We start from the raw sequence: 17,776 nt of genomic DNA on the forward strand, positions 1-17,776 counted from the left end.
CTATGCGTCACGGCTTCGGCCCAGCGCCTAGAACAGCGCGAGAGCGGAATGCAAACAGTAAGTTCGTTTACATCCACCGTGAAGCTGGCTATCGCCATGTCCTTCTTCTTCGGAGCCTGTTCGGGCTCCATCTCGGGCGACGCCCCCTCGGCCCGGCAAGAGGACGATGGCGACGCCCCGTCGGATGACACCCCCGACAGCCCGTCCTCGCCCCCAAACACCGGCGGTGGCACCGGCGGCGGCTCCCAGGAGCCTCTGCATCCCACGGAGGCGGAGGCCCTTTGTGCGGCGAGTGGCCCCGCCGTTGGGCGCGCCAAGGTGCGGCGCTTGACCACGCTCCAGTACGCGAACACCGTGCGCGACCTGCTCAAGGCCAGCACCGTGCCCACATCTTCGTTCCTTCCCGACACCAAGGAAGGACCCTTCGATACCAATACCTCCGTGCCCGCTACGGAGCTTGCGATCGAAAAGTATGAGCAAGCGGCGGCAACCCTGGCTTCGTCAACGAACCTCGACGCCATCCTGCCCTGCAAAGCCGCCAGCGGAAACGATGCCTGCGCAAACGATTTCATCGATCGCTTTGGCTTGCGAGCCTACCGTCGCCCCTTGTCGTCCGACGAACAGGCCTCGCTTCGCAAGCTCTACAACCTTGGCAAGTCGGACAGCTTCGAGACGGGCGTGCGCCTGGTCATCGAAGGCGTTTTGCAAAGCCCCAACTTTCTCTATCTCTTCGAGTACCCGCCGACCAACGAAGACAGCAAGGTCCTCGAGCCCTACGAAACGGCGACGCGGCTCTCGTATTTGTTCTGGAACACCATGCCGGACGACGAGCTGTTCACTGCAGCCAAGGATGGCAAGCTCTCGAGCAAAGAGCAGCTCGTGGCACAAGCGGAAAGGTTGCTATCGAACGACCGCGCCAAGGCCACGCTCGACGCCTTCCACACCCAGTGGATGGGCATCGACAAGCTCGAGCAGATCGAAAAAGACCCCGCCAAGTACCCCCAATACGGACCTGCTCTCATCAAGGCGATGCGTACCGAGACCGAGAGCTTCGCGCGGAAAGTGATCCTCGAGGGCGACGCCACCGTGCAGACTCTGCTCACGGCGAACTGGTCCGCTCCTGACGACGACGCCGTGCTTGCGATCTACGGAGCCAAGCGGGGCGACCTCGCCAACGGACGACTCGCGCTTGATTCGTCCCGCCGCGCTGGTCTCCTGACCCAGCCCGCCGTTCTCTCGCGTTGGGCAAGCGAGCACGCTTCTGCCGTTTACCGCGGCATCCTGGTTCGCGAGAACATTCTCTGCGACGAGCTGGGCGCGCCTCCCGAGGCCGTCAGTTTCGAGCTGCCGCCCAACGCCGACCAGCTTTCGGCGCAGGAGATCCTGCGGGAGCATCAGAACAACGTTGCTTGCAACGCCTGCCATCGTCTCATGGAGAACATCGGCTTCGGACTCGAGAACTTCGACCTCGTCGGGACATACCGGACCAAGGTGGGCAATCTAGGCATCGACGCCTCCGGTGAGCTGGTGGAGACCGATGTCGATGGCAAGTTCTCGGGCCCGAGAGAACTCGCCGACAAACTTGCACAAAGCGAACAGGTCAAGTCGTGCGTGGCGGTGCAGTGGTTCCGCTACGCCCTTGGTCGCAGCCCCACCGACGCGGACGCCTGCTCGGTGGCAGCCATCAACAAGGCCGCACGCGAATCGGGCGGGAACATTCGCGACATGCTCGTGTCCCTGGTTGCCACGGACGCCTTCCGGCTCATTCACGCGGAGTAATGACGATGACGAACCCCTCATTTGGTCGACGGGGCCTGCTCGGATTGGGCTTGGCCGGTGGCGTGGCCGGCGGGCTGAGCACTTTGATTCCTCGCGCGGCGCGTGCCGCGAATGACCCCAAGCGGCTGCTGGTGATCTTCACGAGCATGGGCTGGCTGGAAGAGTATTTTTGGCCAGAGAGACGCTCCGACACAGATTTCGGCTTCGGCAGCAACCACGCAAACGCGTCGTGGGCGCCCTTCAAGAACCAGCTCATCTTCCCCGACGGGCTCAACGTCTACGGCATGCACTACTCGATGAACCAGCCGGACAACGAGCACGGCAAGGGCATCAAGATGATCTTCACCGGGGCCAAGACGAACAACGATTCGTTGTTCACCGCCCAGGGACCCTCGATCGACCACGTCGTTGCTGAGAAGATCAGCGCCGGCACACGCTTTCGCAACATCGTGCTGGGGGTTGCCACGAACTCTGGCAAGCACAGCAACGCGTTCTGGGCCGGAAATGGCAAACCGGTACAGGCCGAACAGGACCCTGGGGCTGCCTTCAATCGGCTGTTCGCCAACTTCAACGGCGGGGGCAGCGCCCCCGCACCAGACACCGCCAAGCTCGAACAGCTTCGCCTGCGCAAGCAAAGCGTGATCGACATGGTGCGCGCCGACCTGAACCGGGCACGCGCCAAGCTGGGCGCGTCCCAGATCGACAAGATCGATGCCCATCTCGATGCCGTGCGATCGCTCGAGACGCGCGTGGGCGGCGACGTCGCCGTGGGGGGAGGTGCCGGCTGTAAGAAGCCCGCAACGCCGAATACGTCCGATAAAGCGGGCCAGATCCGCGCCCAGATGGACACGATCGTGGCAGCGTTCGCGTGCGACTTGACGAGGGTGGCAGGACTTCAGATCGGGCACGCCGATGGCGGTCCGGTTCCCGAGGCCGATCGTCACAACATTGCCCATTCCACGGGAGGCGGCAGCAAGTCCGCGGCCGAGACCTACCGCAAACAAGACGCATGGAATGCGGGGCACATGCTTCACCTCTTCCAGGCCATGTCGGCCGTGAAGGAAAACAACGGGTCGTTGCTCGACAACACGCTGATCCTTTTCGGTACCGATACACAAGGCTGGATGCGGGGCGGAGGCGGGGTGCATGCATCGGTGCGCACGCCGATGTTCATGGTGGGCGGTGGCAACTTTGCTTTCAAAACCGGACGTCACCTCGTGGTGAACACCGGTTGGAAGGCGAATGACAAAAACGGCTCGAACGACAAGACCATCCCCTCGCACCACCGCGTGCTCGTGGCGATCGCTCAGAAGTTCGGGGTCGATGGGAACACCTTCGGGAACCTCGATCCGGGCACCGGCCCGCTTGCTGGGCTTTGAGTGTGAGGACGGGATCTGGAGCGGGGCGCGTCCTCGTCCTCATGTGGGGCGGGCTTGCGCTTTCTGGGATGGCTCTCGTGGCCTGCGCCGGCGCCATCAGCGACTCGGACGAAGTGTCAGCAGACGACGACGAGCCGAACCCGGGTGAAGCAGGCTCGGGTGGGCCCGCTTCCGAGGGCGGACGCGCAGGGCAGTCCGGGTCCGGCGGTACCGGTGGCGTGTTCGTGCCTGCGCCCTTGGGGGGCAGCGGTGGTGGGTCCAATCCAACGCACAGGGAGGCCCGGCATGGCGGGAGCCGGCGGAGGTGGTGTCGTTGCCATGGGCGGGCAAGGCGGAGCACCCAGCGGGGGCGCCACCCAACCTCCGCCGCCGACGCGGCCCCCGCCTTCGGGCGCGCAAGAGGAAGCGGGCGGTCATCGCGGTGGGTTACGGCGGCTTGCGCATGTTCTCCACGGATGGCGGCCGGACCTGGGGCAAGCGCGTGGTGCTCGACCCCGACGGTGGCGACGACCGAAACCTGCTGCGCGGGGCAGGGTACGGCGATGGCGTGTGGGTCGCCGTGGGCTGGAAGATCTTTACGAGTGAAGACGGAAAGACGTGGACCGAGATCCACGACGACGTGGTCCCTGGCAGCTGGTACGACTGCGTGAACTACAAGGATGGAAAGTTCATCGTGCAGCGGATTCGCGATGGTTACAGTGACCATCTGGTCTCAACGGACCGAGGAAAGACCTGGCAAAAGGGTACCGGCTCTGCGCGCTGCGAGGGCCTTGCCAAGGGTGACGCGAAGCCCGTCTTCAAAACCGACGCCGGCTCGCTGAGCACCGGCTGGAGGGGCAAGATCACCTTGGATGACAAGACCATCTACACCGACTCCTGCTGCCACGTTCGCAACTTCGAGCAAGGCTTCCTGCCGGCGGATTGAGCTGCGGCGCCCAGGGGGGCCAGTGTCCACGGACAACTAGGACCGCCTAGGCACGATCCTCGACTCAGCCGCGAAATGTCGCAGGTTCCCACGGTCGCTGAAAAGCGCATGGCTCTTGCGGGACAAAACGCAATCTCACTGACGTAGGTGGAGTTTTTGTCAGGGCAAGAGTCCGCAGGGCCCCCCCCTCCCAAGCGCGTAAAGCACACGAGGCTGGGGCTCCCGCCGAGTCCCTTCGCAACCAGGTTGGTACCCATCCACACCGTATCGAACGCGTTCCCGCCTGCGGCGACGTAGAGCTGAGGAGGAGTCGAACTCCTGACCCTCCGGAGTGCGTTTCTCAGGTCGGCCTATTACCCCTATTCTGCGCATTTACGCACACGGCGCATCTCACAAAGCTCGGCCAGTCGCATGAATCGCACCCAGATCTGCGCCGGATCTGCACCACCCCCCGCCGGGAGCTGGTTTCTCCTACTCTGGGGACAGCCCACAGGGAGAAATGTAAGTCGCCTCACGATAATACAGGTAAATTGTGTCGCACGGTTCCGCCTCATTTGGTGCATTAGAATCTGGCGCGCTGCCGTGCTCAAGAGGGGGCCGGTGCTTGACTCGGCGGCTGCTCCTGTGTGGGTGTTCAGTTGCCGCGTAGAACCGCCGATGTACAGTTGAAGAGCCTTGAGCCACTCGAAATTCGATTTCCGTCGTCGAGAAAACGGTACGCCGGGGATTCGTGATGCCGCCATCTAGCGACTGGAAACTGGAGCACCTGCGTGTAACTTTCTTCCGAAGGCCGGCTCCTTTGCAGCCCCTGCTCGAGGTCTTTTGTAAGCAGACTCCGGATTCTAAGGTCGAACAGCGACAGACGCTTGTAGAGGAAGGCCCCTACCACGAGGGGCTCCTGCGTTGTGGGCAAAGTCCCGACCGGGTGGATCTCGTTTACCAGCCCGCGAACGACGCTACTTGGCCTCGCGTGCTCGGCGGAGTGGACCACCTATCGGGCACCTTTACTCAGCAAGCAAAAGCCTTTAGCCGAAATCTCCCGTTTCAGGCGTTCAGGGTGGCGCTCGGAGCTGTCTTTCTCCTACCCTTGGAGTCGAGGGGATGCTGGGTATGGATACGTAGCGAGGAAGCTCGAACTCAAACTGAAGCCGGAGGCCAGCGACTTCGTATTTCAGGTAAACTATCCAGTGGCATCAGCCTCTACGGCAGGAGTTCACCTCAACCGAATACAGAGGTGGTCGGTTGCGAAGTATCAAGAGGCGATTCTCGTACCCTCGAATCAAGGGTCGCTCGCACCGGCGAGTGTGGAAACCCATTTCGCCTGTCGTCTTGAGCTTGACCTCAGCTCCCCCACGGACTACGGGCTGGTCAGCAATCCGGACATCCCAGCCCTATTTGACGAGTTCGTGAAAATCGCTGAGGATTTGACTCCGGCAGGTGGATTAAATGATTGAAGTCGGCTGCAACTCTACGGGTTCTCCGCGTGTCGTGAAGGGTCTCCTGTTGGCTTCTCTCTACGTGACCCAGCCAATTACCTCGGTCGTCGGGCCAGCTACGACGAAAGGGTATGGAAAGAGCTCACGGAGGTTACGTCGCCACCTTGTGAGTTAGATCCGGAGGCTACGCCGCAGTCCACAGAGAGCGAGAAGTCCTACGCCCCTATCGGGGCCCGTTGTGAGGGTGCCCTTGCCCCCCGTGGCAACAATACCCGAGACGCCAGATTGACAAGAACTGAAGTACATTGTGGGGCGAGAGTGGTCAAGAAGAAGTGCCAAAACCAGTAAGCATCGACAACGAAGTGATCGCGCTGCCGGAGAACGACGGGCCGCAGCGGCGAAAGTTCAGCGCGGGGGAGAAGCTCCGGATCTTGAGAGAAGCCGACGCATGCACCGAGCGCGGTGACGTGGGGAAGCTACTGCGGAAGGAAGGCATCTACGCGTCGCAGCTTGCGAGCTGGCGGCTGCGCCTCGAGGCGGAGGGGGCCAAGGGTCTGAAAGGAAAGAAGGTCGGGCGTAAGCCGATCAGGGACGCAAAGGATCGGCGGATCTCCGAGCTGGAGAAGCGCAATGCAAAGCTGGAAGACAAGCTTCGCATCTCGGAGGCGCTGTTGGAGCTTTCGGGAAAAGCGCACGAGATTCTCGGGATAGCGCTGCCGAGGATCGAAGAAGCACAGGACAGCTCCTTGAGCTCGTCCAACAGCGCCCGCCGGAGGTCTCGATGACTGCGGCATGCGACGCAGTAGGGCTGAGCCGCGCGACAGCTTACCGACACTTGTATCCCAAAGCAGGTCCGCAGAGGAAGCGCGGGCCGCGGAAGGCGCACAGACGGATTCCCGATGAAGAGCGGCAGAACATCCTGAGCGTGTTGGATTCGGACGAGAACGTGGATCAGCCACCACGCGAGGTCTATGGGAAGCTGCTTTCAGCTGGGATTTATCTTTGCTCACTACGGACGATGTATCGCGTGCTTGCAGAGCGAGCCCCCATCAAGGACCGGCGGAATCACCGGACTCCTCAGCGCCATGCAGTGCCGCGCTTGACGGCAACCGCACCGAACCAAGTGTGGAGCTGGGATGTCTCGAAACTCGCGACTTTCGTGAGGGGAACATTCTTGAACTTGTACGTGATTCTCGACATGTACAGCCGCTACGTGGTGGCATGGATGATTTCGGAGCGGGAGAACAGCGCACTGGCGCAGCAGCTATTCCGCGAGGCGATCGGACGCTACGGTATAGAGCCCAAGACGCTTACGGTGCATCAAGACCGGGGCGCTCCGATGACCAGCCATGGGTTCGCCGAGCTGTTGGGTACGTTGGGCGTCGAGCGAACGTACTCGCGCCCGAGGGTGTCGAATGACAACGCCTTCTCTGAATCACTTTTCCACACGGTCAAGTATCAGCCCGACTACCCGGGACGCTTCAAGGACGTCCACCACGCGCGCCGTTGGGCAGGCGCATTCTTTGGTTGGTACAACGAAAAGCACCATCACGATGGCTTGGCCCTCTACACGCCGGAGCAGGTGTTCAAGGGCCAGGTCGAGGACATCCTCATGCGTCGTCAGCAAGCGCTGGACGATGCATTTGCCCGCAACCCAGAACGCTTTGTGAAGGGGCGCCCCATCGCTTTGCGTCCCCCTGTGCGCGTCGAACTCAACCCCATTGATGCTGCTCCTCAAACAGCTGACACCGTGCTTCGCCTGGATGACGAGCAGGCCGCTGTCTTCTGGACACCGCCACCTCCATCAGGACCGCCTGTCATCGTGCTACCCGGCGCCGAGGCTCCGAGCCAGCCATGAGCGGAGGTGCGGCTCTGGCTCTGTCCACATGTGCACAGCGGTCGTAGGTCCTCACATGACCAGCGACGCTGTGCGGTTGTGGGCAGATTGCCAGAGCCGTGCTGCAGCGGCGCTACACATATTTCCAAAACCTTCTGTCTCTAAATCGTTGACACGTTCCGCTTGAAGGGTTGGTGCAGCAGTGTCAGAACGACGACCTCGATTGGCGGCGGTATCTCGAAGAGCTCGCCCACCGAGGCGTGATAGGTGAGTCGCAGCTCGGCGTTACCGTTTCCGTTTGGAACCAGATTCGGGAGACCATTGCTGATTTCCCTTCGCCTCGAGCGTCCACCCTTGACGGTGTCCTTCTGGTTTTCTGGGATCGGGGAGACCACCATTTCTCGCTCGAATTTGATCCCTCTGGTTCCGTTGAATGGGCCTACTCGAATCGCCGAACCGGCCAGTACGACGGCGGTGACTTCAACGTGATTCCTCAGCTTCCGGTCGCCGCCGAAGCGTACATGAACCACTTGACGTGAGCGCGGGTGGCGACCTTTGAACGCGTGCCGGACACTGCTACGGTGTTCCGCCTGCCGAAAGAGGGAGATCAGTTTCCGCCTGGAGAGGATAAGCCGACCGAACTGGCCTTTCGGCCGAACTCAGGTGACGAGCGGGAAGCGATGGAGCTTGGTAGGCCTGTTGCGATCAGCGTGTGGGATGATTCGCGCACGACAGAAGAGCAGGCCCGGGCAGCCCGAGCCTCCACGGCGGTTCTTCGTAGGTGCGATCTGCCGGTTGCAGAGATTCACAAGCTCGAAGGCTTGCGAACCCTACGCATGGAGATTGAGTGTCCTGGCGGACATGGCCACTGCGGCATCGAGGGCTTGCACACTCCCAAAGGAATGAACCCTTTGGAAAAGGCGCGAGTTAAGGCACTTCGGGTTTCGTTGGTGGACATCGCAGTCAGAGCCGCGAAGGTCAAGAAGATGGACTGTTCTTAGCCTGTCAGTAGCAACCCTGCCCAGAGGGCAGATGCGGGAGCCGCTTGCAGGCGCCCGTCAGCCAAGCGGCCACCGGGCCGGCTGGCCAAGGTGCCCGAGGTCTCGGCTCACGGCATGCGCGGGCTTCACGCCACGTCAGGGGCGACGGGTGCCGTGGTGGCCGCGTCTCTGGGCCACGAGTCGGTGAGCACCACGATCCAGAGCTATGCCAAGCCCGAGGCGGCGTCGTCGGCCAAGCAGCGCGGCCCGCTCACGGTGCTCCATGGGGGAGGCCCGACTGCCGTGATGATTCCCGTACTTACGAAGTGGAGCTGAGGAGGATCGAACTCCTGACCTCCGGAGTGCGATTCCGGCGCTCTCCCAGCTGAGCTACAGCCCCAAAGGATGGTCCGGGAAAACCGGACGCCCGGATAATACAGACTCGCCTCCGCTTTGCAAGGGCGTTGCATGCCCGTTGCGGCGGGCGAGAACCTGCCGGCCCCGGGACTCGAAGCACGCGAGCAGCCGCGCGGCGGCTTCGGGGTCTGAGCGTCGAGTCGACACGGCGCGGCCCGCCTCGGCATCCTGCGCCGCAAGCCCCAAGAGGCGTAGCAGTTCGTCTCTGCGGCCAACGTACGCCTTGGTCTCCTGGTCGCCGAGCGGCCCGCCCCGGGGCGCCGAAACGCCCTCATCGCGCGCCACCGCGCGCCTTACGGCCATCTTCAGCTTCATCTTCAAGGCGGCGAAGAGGAACACCGCTGAGCCGTTCATGTCGGCCAGCACGTAGTTGCGGTCCGCCTCCCAGGCGGGGTCGAAGCCCTGCTGCAAGGCGGACCCATCGGGGTGGGCCAAAGCCTCGTCCAGGGCCGCGAAGAACCCCACCTGCCCCACGTGGTGGGCGGGGTCCACGAACTTTTCCAGATGGCAGAGGTCGTGAGCCGCAAAGGCAAGGCCGGTGACGTGCCGGGGATCTCCGTGTGCGGCCGCGGCGGCGTCCGAAACCAGCGACACACACCTTTGCCCTGCGGCCTGGAGGCGCAGCACCTGGCGGGCCGTGGGCACGTGGTCGAGGAGGCAGGCGGGACGACGCCCCTCGTGCCAGGCGCACACGGCGTGCGCCGCCGGCTCGGGCATGCCGAAGAGCCGCCGTGAGGCCATGAGCGCAACGCTGGGGTCGGCGCCCTCGCTCACGGCAAAGGGGGCCTTGCGGGGCCCCTGGTTCCACCGCGAGCCCGCCTGGCTTTGCACCGCGGCCACGACGAAACGCGCCACCTCGGTGGCTTGCACGCGGCTTCCTTCCGACTCTGTCACGCGGGCGCAGTCTACACCCCTGCCGCGCGGCCGCCCGGGCCGCTATGGTGGGGGTTTCATGCCCAAGAACCCCCGCGTACGGGCCGATCTGGCCCTCGTCGAGCAAGGGCTCGCGCCGAGCCGCGAGAAGGCCCGCGCGCTCATCTTGGCCGGTGAGGTGCTTTGGGGGGATCGGCCGCTCGACAAGGCCGGGGACCTCGTGCCCGCACACGCCCTTTTGCGGCTGCGCAGCGAGCCCATGCCCTTTGTCTCGCGCGGAGGCGTCAAGCTCGCCCATGCGCTCGACACGTTTGGGATCGACGTGCAGGGCCGGGTGGCCATCGACATCGGGGCTTCGACCGGCGGGTTTTCGGATTGTTTGCTGCAGCGGGGGGTGGCGCGCGTGTACTGCATCGACGTGGGGCACGGCCAGCTCGCGCAGAAGGTGGCCAGCGACGCCCGCGTGGTGGTGATCGATCGCACGAACATCCGCCACATGCCCGCCGAGCGCCTGGGGGAGCGGGGGGATTTGGCCGTGATCGACGTGTCGTTCATTTCGCTCAAACTGGTGCTGCCGGCACTCCCGGGGCTGCTTCGGGCAGGGGCGCCCGTGGTGGCGCTGGTGAAGCCTCAGTTCGAGGTGGGGCGCGCCCACGTGGGCAAGGGGGGCATCGTGCGCGATGAGGCTGCCCGGCGGGAGGCTCTGGCCGACGTGGCCCGTGCCGCCCGCGACCTGGGGCTTGCGGTGCGGGGTGACACGGTTTCACCCATCACGGGGGGCAAGGGGAACGTGGAGTTCCTTTTGCACCTCGAGGTCGTCGATTCCAATTCGTCCGGTTCGGGGTATCTTCCGGGCTCGTCATGAAGATCTTGCTGACAGGGGCCGCGGGCTTCATTGGATCCCACTTGGCCGAACGCCTCTGCGCCCGGGGCGATGACGTGGTGGGCTTCGACAATTTCGATGCCTTTTATCCAAGGGTCGTCAAGGAGAGGAACCTCGCGGGCCTGCGCGCCCGGCCGAACTTTGCGCTGGTGGAAGGGGATCTGACCGCTCCGGGGGATCTCGAGCGGGCGTTCACCGCTGCGGGCGGCAAGGTGGACCTGGTCGTGCATCTGGCCGCGCTTGCCGGTGTGCGGCCCTCGCTGGCCCAGCCGGTGCGCTACGCCGACGTGAACGTGACGGGCACCGTCAACGTCTTCGACGCCTGCCGCAAACGAGACGTGGGCAAGGTGGTGTTTGCCTCGTCATCGTCCGTTTATGGCGCGGACAGCGTCGTACCCTTTCGCGAGGACGATCGCTGTGCGCGCCCCTTGTCTCCCTACGCAGCCACCAAGCGCGCGGGCGAAATGATGGCGCACGCCGAGCACCACGTGCACGGCACCGGCATCACCTGCTTGCGCTTTTTCACCGTGTACGGACCCCGCCAGCGGCCGGATCTCGCCATCCACAAGTTCACGCGATCGATTGCCATGGGCAAGCAGATCGAGCTTTTCGGGGATGGCAGCACCTCGCGCGACTACACGTGGATCGACGACATCATCGATGGAGTGGTGGCCTCGGTAGATCAGGTCGCACGAGAGTCGCGAGGCCATTTTCGCGTGTACAACCTGGGGGGCTCGAAGACCACCACGCTGCGAGGGCTGGTGGATATGATCGCGGCGGCTCTCGGCAAGACGCCCCTCGTGGCCTGGAAGGCCGAGCAACCAGGAGACATGAAGCACACGCACGCGGATGTCTCCCTGGCCGGACGAGAGCTGGGCTACGCACCGAAGGTGGAGATCTCGCAAGGGATCGAACGCTTCGTGCGGTGGTGGTGCTCCGAGCACGGACCCGAGCTCAAGGCTCTGGGCCTGAAAGTGCCCACGCTGCCGTACCACGCGCCCGAGCCCCGCTAGGGCCGAGCGAGGCTTGAGCTAGCCTGTTTCGGGCGCGCGTGGATCGTCGTGCCAAGGCGTTGATTGTTCCGGGCACTGGGGCGAGACTATCGCGGCCTCCTGCCCCCCCGTCATGAAAGACAAGCCCCTCATACTCGACCTGCTATCGGGTCCCTTCGAGGTCAGACGGCCCCGCATGCCCGGGGAGGAGCACGCGCTCTCGCCTCTGTCGTACGAGCGGCAGATCATGGACGCATTGAAAGCGGCCGTGCGCCTACAACCCATAGCCATCTGGGATCTCCTCTTTAGCCTCGCGCGCGTCGGCTCGTTCACGAACGACGGTGCCGTCGCCGAGGAAATCATGGCAAGCCTGCACCGCGGCGCCCTGATTCTCGCCAGGCCCGGCGCAGGCGACGAATCAGACGCCGGTCGCCCGCTTTTGACAGCTCTGAAGGCATTTAGGTCCTACTTTGGACGCGAGTTTCACATCGGTGTGCGAAAACACCGCTTGGTGTTTCGGCAGGCCGCCGATGAGCTCAGGCGCAAAGGCGAATACGACGTGGTCCCTGCAGGACAGGCGGCCCAAATGGTGCTGGATTTGGCGCGAAACACGCCAACCCTGGCGGAACATGGGGTTGTGTTGGCGGAGAACGTCGTAGACCTTACGTCACCCGCCAAACACGCAGGTCTCGTATTGCTGCGCGCCCCCGTGGCCAACGCAGCAAGGTACGTGGCGCCCGAAGATGTGGTCACGCCGGCCAAGCTGAAAGAGCTCGTAGCGAAGCGCCTTCGGGATCCGAGATGGCTGGGAAAAGAGCCCATGGGCAGCCGTGAAGACATAATTTCAACGGCGAGCATCGACGACACCGTTTTTGTTCGTGTGACGACCGCTCAGTTTCCCATCGGGACCTCGATCACCTTCGTGATAATGGACGCGGCGACGCGTGAGGTGGTTGCCACCCTGGGTGGCAGGGTGGGCGACGGCGAAACCGAAACCATGGCGCGCGCTCAGTGGTGCGTGCCTGACGCCCTCGAATCAGGCCCGGTGGTGCCCGACGAAACCAAGTTCTTGATCGCTGCCGAGGCCATGGGCCAGAAGGTTGATGGCGCGGAATTGAAGATCGTTCCCTGGGTGTGGGAACTGCTCGTGCAATTCGATCCCGAAGATCCGAAGGCCGCAGACGACGAATTGATCTTGCTCGACAGCGCTCACGTTGAAGTCGAGCGGGTGGGCCCCGGGCAAATGACGAAAGAGGGCGAGGACTGCATGCGTGTGAAGTTCAAAAAGGCGCGCAAGATGAAGAACTACACGCTCATCCGCGACCATGGCGAAGATGAGGGTGGCGGCATCGATGTTCTGCTGCAAGATGAATCACCGTTCGAACTCGAACGGATTGCTGATGAGCAGAAGGCCGGTGCTTGAATGGCTACGGCGTCTCTTTCGCGCTTGTACTTGATGAGTGGCGCCTACGATCCCAAGTTTGGCGTCCTCGATCACTCGCTCGAGCCGGTGGCGGATCGCGTTATCTTGCTGAACGACCACAAGGGCCAGTTGAGCCTGAACTACGCCGACACGCGCGGCCAGTTGATGTCGCTTGGCAAGCAGGGTCAGTCGCTCGATCCTGTGCAACGCAATCCCCAAAGGCCACTCACATTTTCCCTGGCGCCCACCGGCACCCTGAGGGATGCCGTTGCGGCTTACGGCATTCAATGGCAAACGCACCTTTTGACTCTGGCTGCGGGCGCGGGCATCACGACCAACATCAGCACGATCCCGTTCAAGTTCACCACGGCAAAGGTCAAGCCGGGTGCGTCTGACGACGAAAAGAAGGTCCTCAGTCATTTCGACAAGGGCGAGTTCTGGGGCCAGCTGGTCATCAAGAACCGCTGCCTTTTGATTCTGGTGGATGCGGCTGCCGCTCCCTCCCTTCGCGGGTGCAAACTAAAGTGCGATGGAAAGCCCGTACAAACGGTTGGGCTTCCCGATCTCTTGACGGTGACTTTGCCGGGAAAGGCAAAGGCGTCTTACCGGGTGGAGGCGGCCGTGGGCCCGGCGCTGCCAGAGGGAAGATACAGCGTTTCGATACCTGCTCACGCCTTTGCGGATCACCGGGTGCATGCCACTTCCGGATCGATCCACCGGACTTTCGAGGTCGCGTTCGCCATAAAGAGTGTCTTTTTCGATCTTGACGTACACATCTTGGAGATGCCGACCGTCGAATCTTCGGTCATGTTGCACTTTGCCGATCGCTTTCCGCATCTCCTCGGCGATGAAGACGAGGCAGTGCCTGTGTACGAAGCCGGCATGAACGCCGTGGCATCAGCCCGTGCGCATGCGCTCGTATATAAAGAAAAGAAAGCTTTGGTCACGGGACTCATGCCTGCTGACGCTTCCTTCGCGGGTGGGCGCAAGGACATCACCGACTACCTGTTCTCCTTGGCCGACAAAGCCCTTGCTGAGGTTTTGCCTTCGCTTGATCTCGCTCCTGGGGCGTCGGAGGTTGCGAAATCCATTCTCGATGGATATCAGGCCAGCCGCGCCTATCTCCTTGGAAAGAAACAGTGGTTCGCCGTTCGCGACACCCTGCAGGATGTCATTTGGAAGGCGATGGAGGTCAATGGAAACACCGCGCTCAAAGTTTCCGAGGGCGTGAAGTCGTTCGAGGTGTTCTTCCATCCGAACTTCTTCCGGGACATGGAAATTGAGGTGCGGAAGACACTGAAGGACAAAAAACAAAAGCTTCTGCTCAAGGTCGGCCTGCTCGACGAGTCGAAGGTCTCTGCGGATCTTCTCAAGAGAATCAAAGAAGAGTCAGAGATCAAAGCCTTGCGCGGGTTCGAGGCAGGCAGGGCCTTGAAGGGGGTGCTCAGCGCCATCGACACCGCGTTGACGATCGAAGAGGCTGCCAGATCCATATCGGCGCTCATCGATGCGCATGGCGATCGCGACCTGCAACACGCGCGCCTGAACACGGGCCTGAAGCGATACCACGACGGCTACCACGCCGCCCCCAATACCGAATCATGGACCAAACTCGAGGCGCTTCGTCGCATGGCCGATGCAGCGCGCGCGGGAGTGGACGCCGCGGAAATGGAGGTCGTGACCCAGTCGGCGGCGGCGGTGATGGGCGGCATCTCGATGATTCCTGTCGTGGGAGAAGTGGCGCAGGTGGTGGCGATGGCAGGGGTGGCCAAGGACCTGGGTTTCAAGGTGCTCGATACGATTAGCAGCGCTGTCGATCGCCTGGGGTACAGGCACCGGTCCCAGGGCAACCGCTTGCTCGATCTTGGACGCCAGCATGCTCTTTGCGTTCGCGCTCTGCCGAGAGGCTCCAAGCCCGGCGACCCTTTGGTGATGTGGTATTCGCGGGTGATCGCGATCATCGGACTCTTGAGACTCATCGAGCGCCTGGGAAGCCCGATGTACGACAAGGCCCGTTTTGATCGAAAGGTTCGTGAATACCAGATTGAGAAGTATGTCAGGACCTATCTGCTGGGCTCGCCATTTCCGGCAATCGTATGGCCAGAGCTGCCCCTGGATGAGGTTTGGATGTATGCCTGCGGCGGCACAAGAGCTGACTGGACCGAGAACTTGATGACTGCGCTGACACCCAGTCAGTATTCCTGGAGCGAGATCAAAGAATCTGGAGGCCACCAAGCCAACTTCGGCCGCAATGACTTGTTTCCAATGGAAGGCATGGAAACGAATGACTTCGCGGCGCTCGCGCGATCGTTCTCCGTAAACTTTTCAGGTGTCGTCGACAAGCAGTACGCATGGGCACGCGCCTACGTTCGTGATCGCACGAGTAGGCGCTGGATCCCTATCGACCAGGCTCTCTTCAAGGTGGGACCTTTCGATGAAGTTCGCGTCGCCGCCGCGTTTCGTGCGCGGTCGGCGGCGGAGAACCTTTCAGGCGTTCCGGTGTCCTTGCAAATCGTGCGAACAGATGGAGTCTTCAACGACAAGGGACCCGTGTACAAGAGTTCGCTCACGCGCGTCATCCCTCGGCCGCCCTTGGCAATGTGCGAGGGCGACGACAAGGAGCTGCTAACTGAAGAACCGTTGGAGAAGGCGCTGAGCGAGGATGCACTCGGGTACTACGCCGTGTTCTTCCCGTTCTACTTCTATCGCAACAAGATGTACCGAGGCATCAAGCCGTTCAGCCACATACCCTTGTCACCGGATCCGAACTTCACTGTCGCATTCGAGATCGCAACGGGCGAGGACGCCAAGCGCATCGCTCACGAACGCAGCGAGGTTGAAGGAAAGATTCACTTCGACCTGAGGGACGGCAACTCCGTTGGCATGTTGCTCGACCGCAGCTTCCTCGCGAAGAAGACGTCGGAGAAGACCATAGGCAATGTATTCGACTTGCCATATCAGGAGATCGTGCCGCTGGCGGCATTGGCGCGCGTCAACGGAAAAATGCAGTATGCGGCCGCAGACGGCGCCGGATTGCGACTCAACCTGGTAGGTGAGTCCGTCTGGGGTAAATCTCTTCAATTGATGTTCTGCTTTGGCGCTCGTTTGACGCACATAGAGGCGAACGTGCAGTTACCAGGGCGGCTTCAGTTTCGTGAGCTTCATCGCTTCATCGATGACTACGGGCCTCAGTATCCGACAACAATCGTCAACGTCGGGCGCTCTGTGGCAGGAGGACAGTTCGCATGGAAGGCGGCTCTTGCGGGTTTAGTGAAACACGACAATTCGTACGCCAAGGCCCTAGTGGGCTTTCCTGTTACAGGTACAATGGCGACAGCCGAGGCATTCTCAGTCTTCGCTTGCTTTATCGACCTGACATTCGCCATCGAGTCTTCGGATCGAAAGTCAATGCTATCCATTATGGGGCCAAAGCCATTCGCTTCCTCCCTAAGCGAACGCGGCTATACCTATGGCGTGGGGCTCAATGCCCCTACAGAAGTTGGTTTGGGGGCTGACCTAAAGACTGCGTTCACCTTGATGTTGCCAGAGATAGACGCTGCTTTCTTGAAAGGATCAGCGTTTGAGGGAGATCTTGGTTTTGTGACTGACGAAAACTACTTTTCTTCTTTGTCGATTGATAAGCCGGATCAGGACACGAGATGAATCGCCCCGTGCAAGTGACTCTTGTGGCATCTGGCGCAGCTTTGGTGGCGCTTATTTGGTTCGTCCGCTCTGACATTCTGAACTGGTCGGCATGCAACATGCCATTTCTCAGCCATATCATTCTTCCGACCGTGGCCGACTACGATAAACTCGATGCCTTCGGGAGTGCACTGTTCTGTAAGAACAAAGCTGGAATCGAAGGCTTTGCTTCTGCCCTGCCAGACACGACAGCTGTCAACGCGGAAGCATTGGGAACCACAGCGACCCATTGCAATAGGCTGCCGCCGGCTGTGGCAACTAGAACGATCGGACAACTTGTCGCGAAGACGCGCGATGTGGACGCGCTCCTCAACGGGGCCGCGCCTCCCCTTGCGTATGCTTCGACCGCCGAATGCGCACGAGTGCTAATGAGAGCAGGCTCAAAGTTGGAGTACAGTTTCCTTGGCCAGGGTCAGTCTGTTCTGCTTAGGGCCCCTTTCTTCGAAGACCGCATGCAAGTTTATGAAGAGTTCTTGAAATCAGGGGCAGATCCAAACTTCAGAGGGCCACTCGGCTCTACAGTCATCATGGAAGCCCCTGGCGCCGACTACGTCAAACTCCTTATCCGGTATGGTGCCGATCCAAATCTAAAAGACAACGATGGTTTGAACGCACTCGATCACGCCTACAAGGAAAAGGACCAGGAGAAGGCGGACGCGCTCATCGCCGCCGGTGCGAAGGTGGGTATGTTCGTAAACGCTGAGCACGCGCAGGCAGACTTCGCCATCAAGAACCAGCATGCGATTCTCGGTGCCGGCAGCGTTTCGGACAGCTGCCGCGTATCGGTGCGGACGCGCTCGCCCATGTTTGCAGAGGGTGGAGACACATGGACCATGAGCGTGGGAACAGAATTGGACATCACCGTGCGATGCCTTGACGGCGGCGTCCTTCACGCAGCTGTTGTCCCGCGCCAGGGCGAGGTCGAGATCTACGCGAACCTTTTCATGATGAACGGTGCCAGCAGCTTTAATTTCAAGGCCAGTAAACCGTACGACAATGCGCGGCTGAGATTCTTCCTTTCCCAGGGATCGGTCGACAACCTGAGCGCGGCTGTTGCAGACGGCAAAGCCCGCGTAGTCGCCGAACGTTCGCTCACGGCTGCCGAGCCTCAGTGATGGGCGGCTCGGTGTCGAAGTCGCCGCTGGCTCGG

At 61.7% G+C, this 17,776-nt stretch carries 13 protein-coding genes, 1 tRNA gene and 1 pseudogene; 13 read left to right on the top strand and 2 right to left on the bottom strand.

The genetic code is table 11. From position 1 onward, the window contains the following. The first annotated feature begins 96 nt into the window (after positions 1 to 96). From KA712_02505 to KA712_02540, 8 genes and pseudogenes are all read left to right on the top strand, one after another. The gene (locus tag KA712_02505; protein MCG5051808.1) at positions 97 to 1,779 is read left to right on the top strand and encodes a DUF1592 domain-containing protein; all 1,683 of its coding nucleotides are present in this window, start codon (positions 97 to 99) and stop codon (positions 1,777 to 1,779) included. A gap of 5 nt (positions 1,780 to 1,784) precedes the next feature. After that, positions 1,785 to 3,158 carry a DUF1552 domain-containing protein gene (locus tag KA712_02510; GenBank protein MCG5051809.1) on the top strand — a complete coding sequence of 458 codons (1,374 nt, stop codon included), beginning with the start codon at positions 1,785 to 1,787 and terminating at the stop codon, positions 3,156 to 3,158. A 304-nt stretch (positions 3,159 to 3,462) separates the two neighbouring features. Next, positions 3,463 to 4,083, top strand: a complete 621-nt coding sequence (locus KA712_02515) for a glycoside hydrolase (protein ID MCG5051810.1) — start codon at positions 3,463 to 3,465, stop codon at positions 4,081 to 4,083. Between the two features lie 1,768 nt (positions 4,084 to 5,851). After that, positions 5,852 to 6,304, top strand: coding sequence for a hypothetical protein (locus KA712_02520; GenBank protein MCG5051811.1), 453 nt, complete (start codon positions 5,852 to 5,854; stop codon positions 6,302 to 6,304). Then, positions 6,250 to 7,377: pseudogene (locus KA712_02525) on the top strand (IS3 family transposase). The gene KA712_02520 and the pseudogene KA712_02525 overlap by 55 nt, the downstream one beginning before the upstream one ends. A gap of 173 nt (positions 7,378 to 7,550) precedes the next feature. After that, positions 7,551 to 7,895 carry a hypothetical protein gene (locus KA712_02530; GenBank protein ID MCG5051812.1) on the top strand — a complete coding sequence of 115 codons (345 nt, stop codon included), beginning with the start codon at positions 7,551 to 7,553 and terminating at the stop codon, positions 7,893 to 7,895. Positions 7,896 to 7,901: 6 nt separating this feature from the next. Further along, positions 7,902 to 8,357, top strand: coding sequence for a hypothetical protein (locus KA712_02535; protein MCG5051813.1), 456 nt, complete (start codon positions 7,902 to 7,904; stop codon positions 8,355 to 8,357). Between the two features lie 114 nt (positions 8,358 to 8,471). Then, positions 8,472 to 8,672, top strand: coding sequence for a hypothetical protein (locus KA712_02540; protein MCG5051814.1), 201 nt, complete (start codon positions 8,472 to 8,474; stop codon positions 8,670 to 8,672). Here KA712_02540 and KA712_02545 read toward each other — a convergent pair. Beyond that, positions 8,664 to 8,736, bottom strand: a tRNA-Ala gene (locus KA712_02545). The genes KA712_02540 and KA712_02545 overlap by 9 nt on opposite strands. Further along, the gene (locus tag KA712_02550) at positions 8,727 to 9,647 is read right to left on the bottom strand and encodes a hypothetical protein (protein ID MCG5051815.1); all 921 of its coding nucleotides are present in this window, start codon (positions 9,645 to 9,647) and stop codon (positions 8,727 to 8,729) included. The genes KA712_02545 and KA712_02550 overlap by 10 nt, the downstream gene beginning before the upstream one ends. A 58-nt stretch (positions 9,648 to 9,705) precedes the next feature. Here KA712_02550 and KA712_02555 point away from each other — a divergent pair, with 58 nt between their 5' ends. From KA712_02555 to KA712_02575, 5 genes are all read left to right on the top strand, one after another. After that, the gene (locus KA712_02555; GenBank protein MCG5051816.1) at positions 9,706 to 10,491 is read left to right on the top strand and encodes a TlyA family RNA methyltransferase; all 786 of its coding nucleotides are present in this window, start codon (positions 9,706 to 9,708) and stop codon (positions 10,489 to 10,491) included. Beyond that, on the top strand, positions 10,488 to 11,522 hold the full coding sequence (locus tag KA712_02560) for an SDR family NAD(P)-dependent oxidoreductase (GenBank protein ID MCG5051817.1): 1,035 nt from the start codon (positions 10,488 to 10,490) through the stop codon (positions 11,520 to 11,522). The genes KA712_02555 and KA712_02560 overlap by 4 nt, the downstream gene beginning before the upstream one ends. A gap of 112 nt (positions 11,523 to 11,634) precedes the next feature. After that, positions 11,635 to 12,924 carry a hypothetical protein gene (locus KA712_02565; protein MCG5051818.1) on the top strand — a complete coding sequence of 430 codons (1,290 nt, stop codon included), beginning with the start codon at positions 11,635 to 11,637 and terminating at the stop codon, positions 12,922 to 12,924. A 33-nt stretch (positions 12,925 to 12,957) separates the two neighbouring features. After that, a complete protein-coding gene (locus KA712_02570; GenBank protein ID MCG5051819.1) occupies positions 12,958 to 16,587 on the top strand; it encodes a hypothetical protein in 3,630 nt (1,209 codons plus the stop codon). Then, entirely contained in the window at positions 16,584 to 17,741 is a 1,158-nt protein-coding gene (locus tag KA712_02575) for an ankyrin repeat domain-containing protein (protein MCG5051820.1), read from the top strand. Before KA712_02570 ends, KA712_02575 begins: the two co-directional genes overlap by 4 nt. The last annotated feature ends 35 nt before the right edge of the window (positions 17,742 to 17,776 follow it).

This window comes from Myxococcales bacterium, assembly GCA_022184915.1.
Classification (GTDB): Bacteria; Myxococcota_A; Polyangia; order Fen-1088; family Fen-1088; genus JAGTJU01.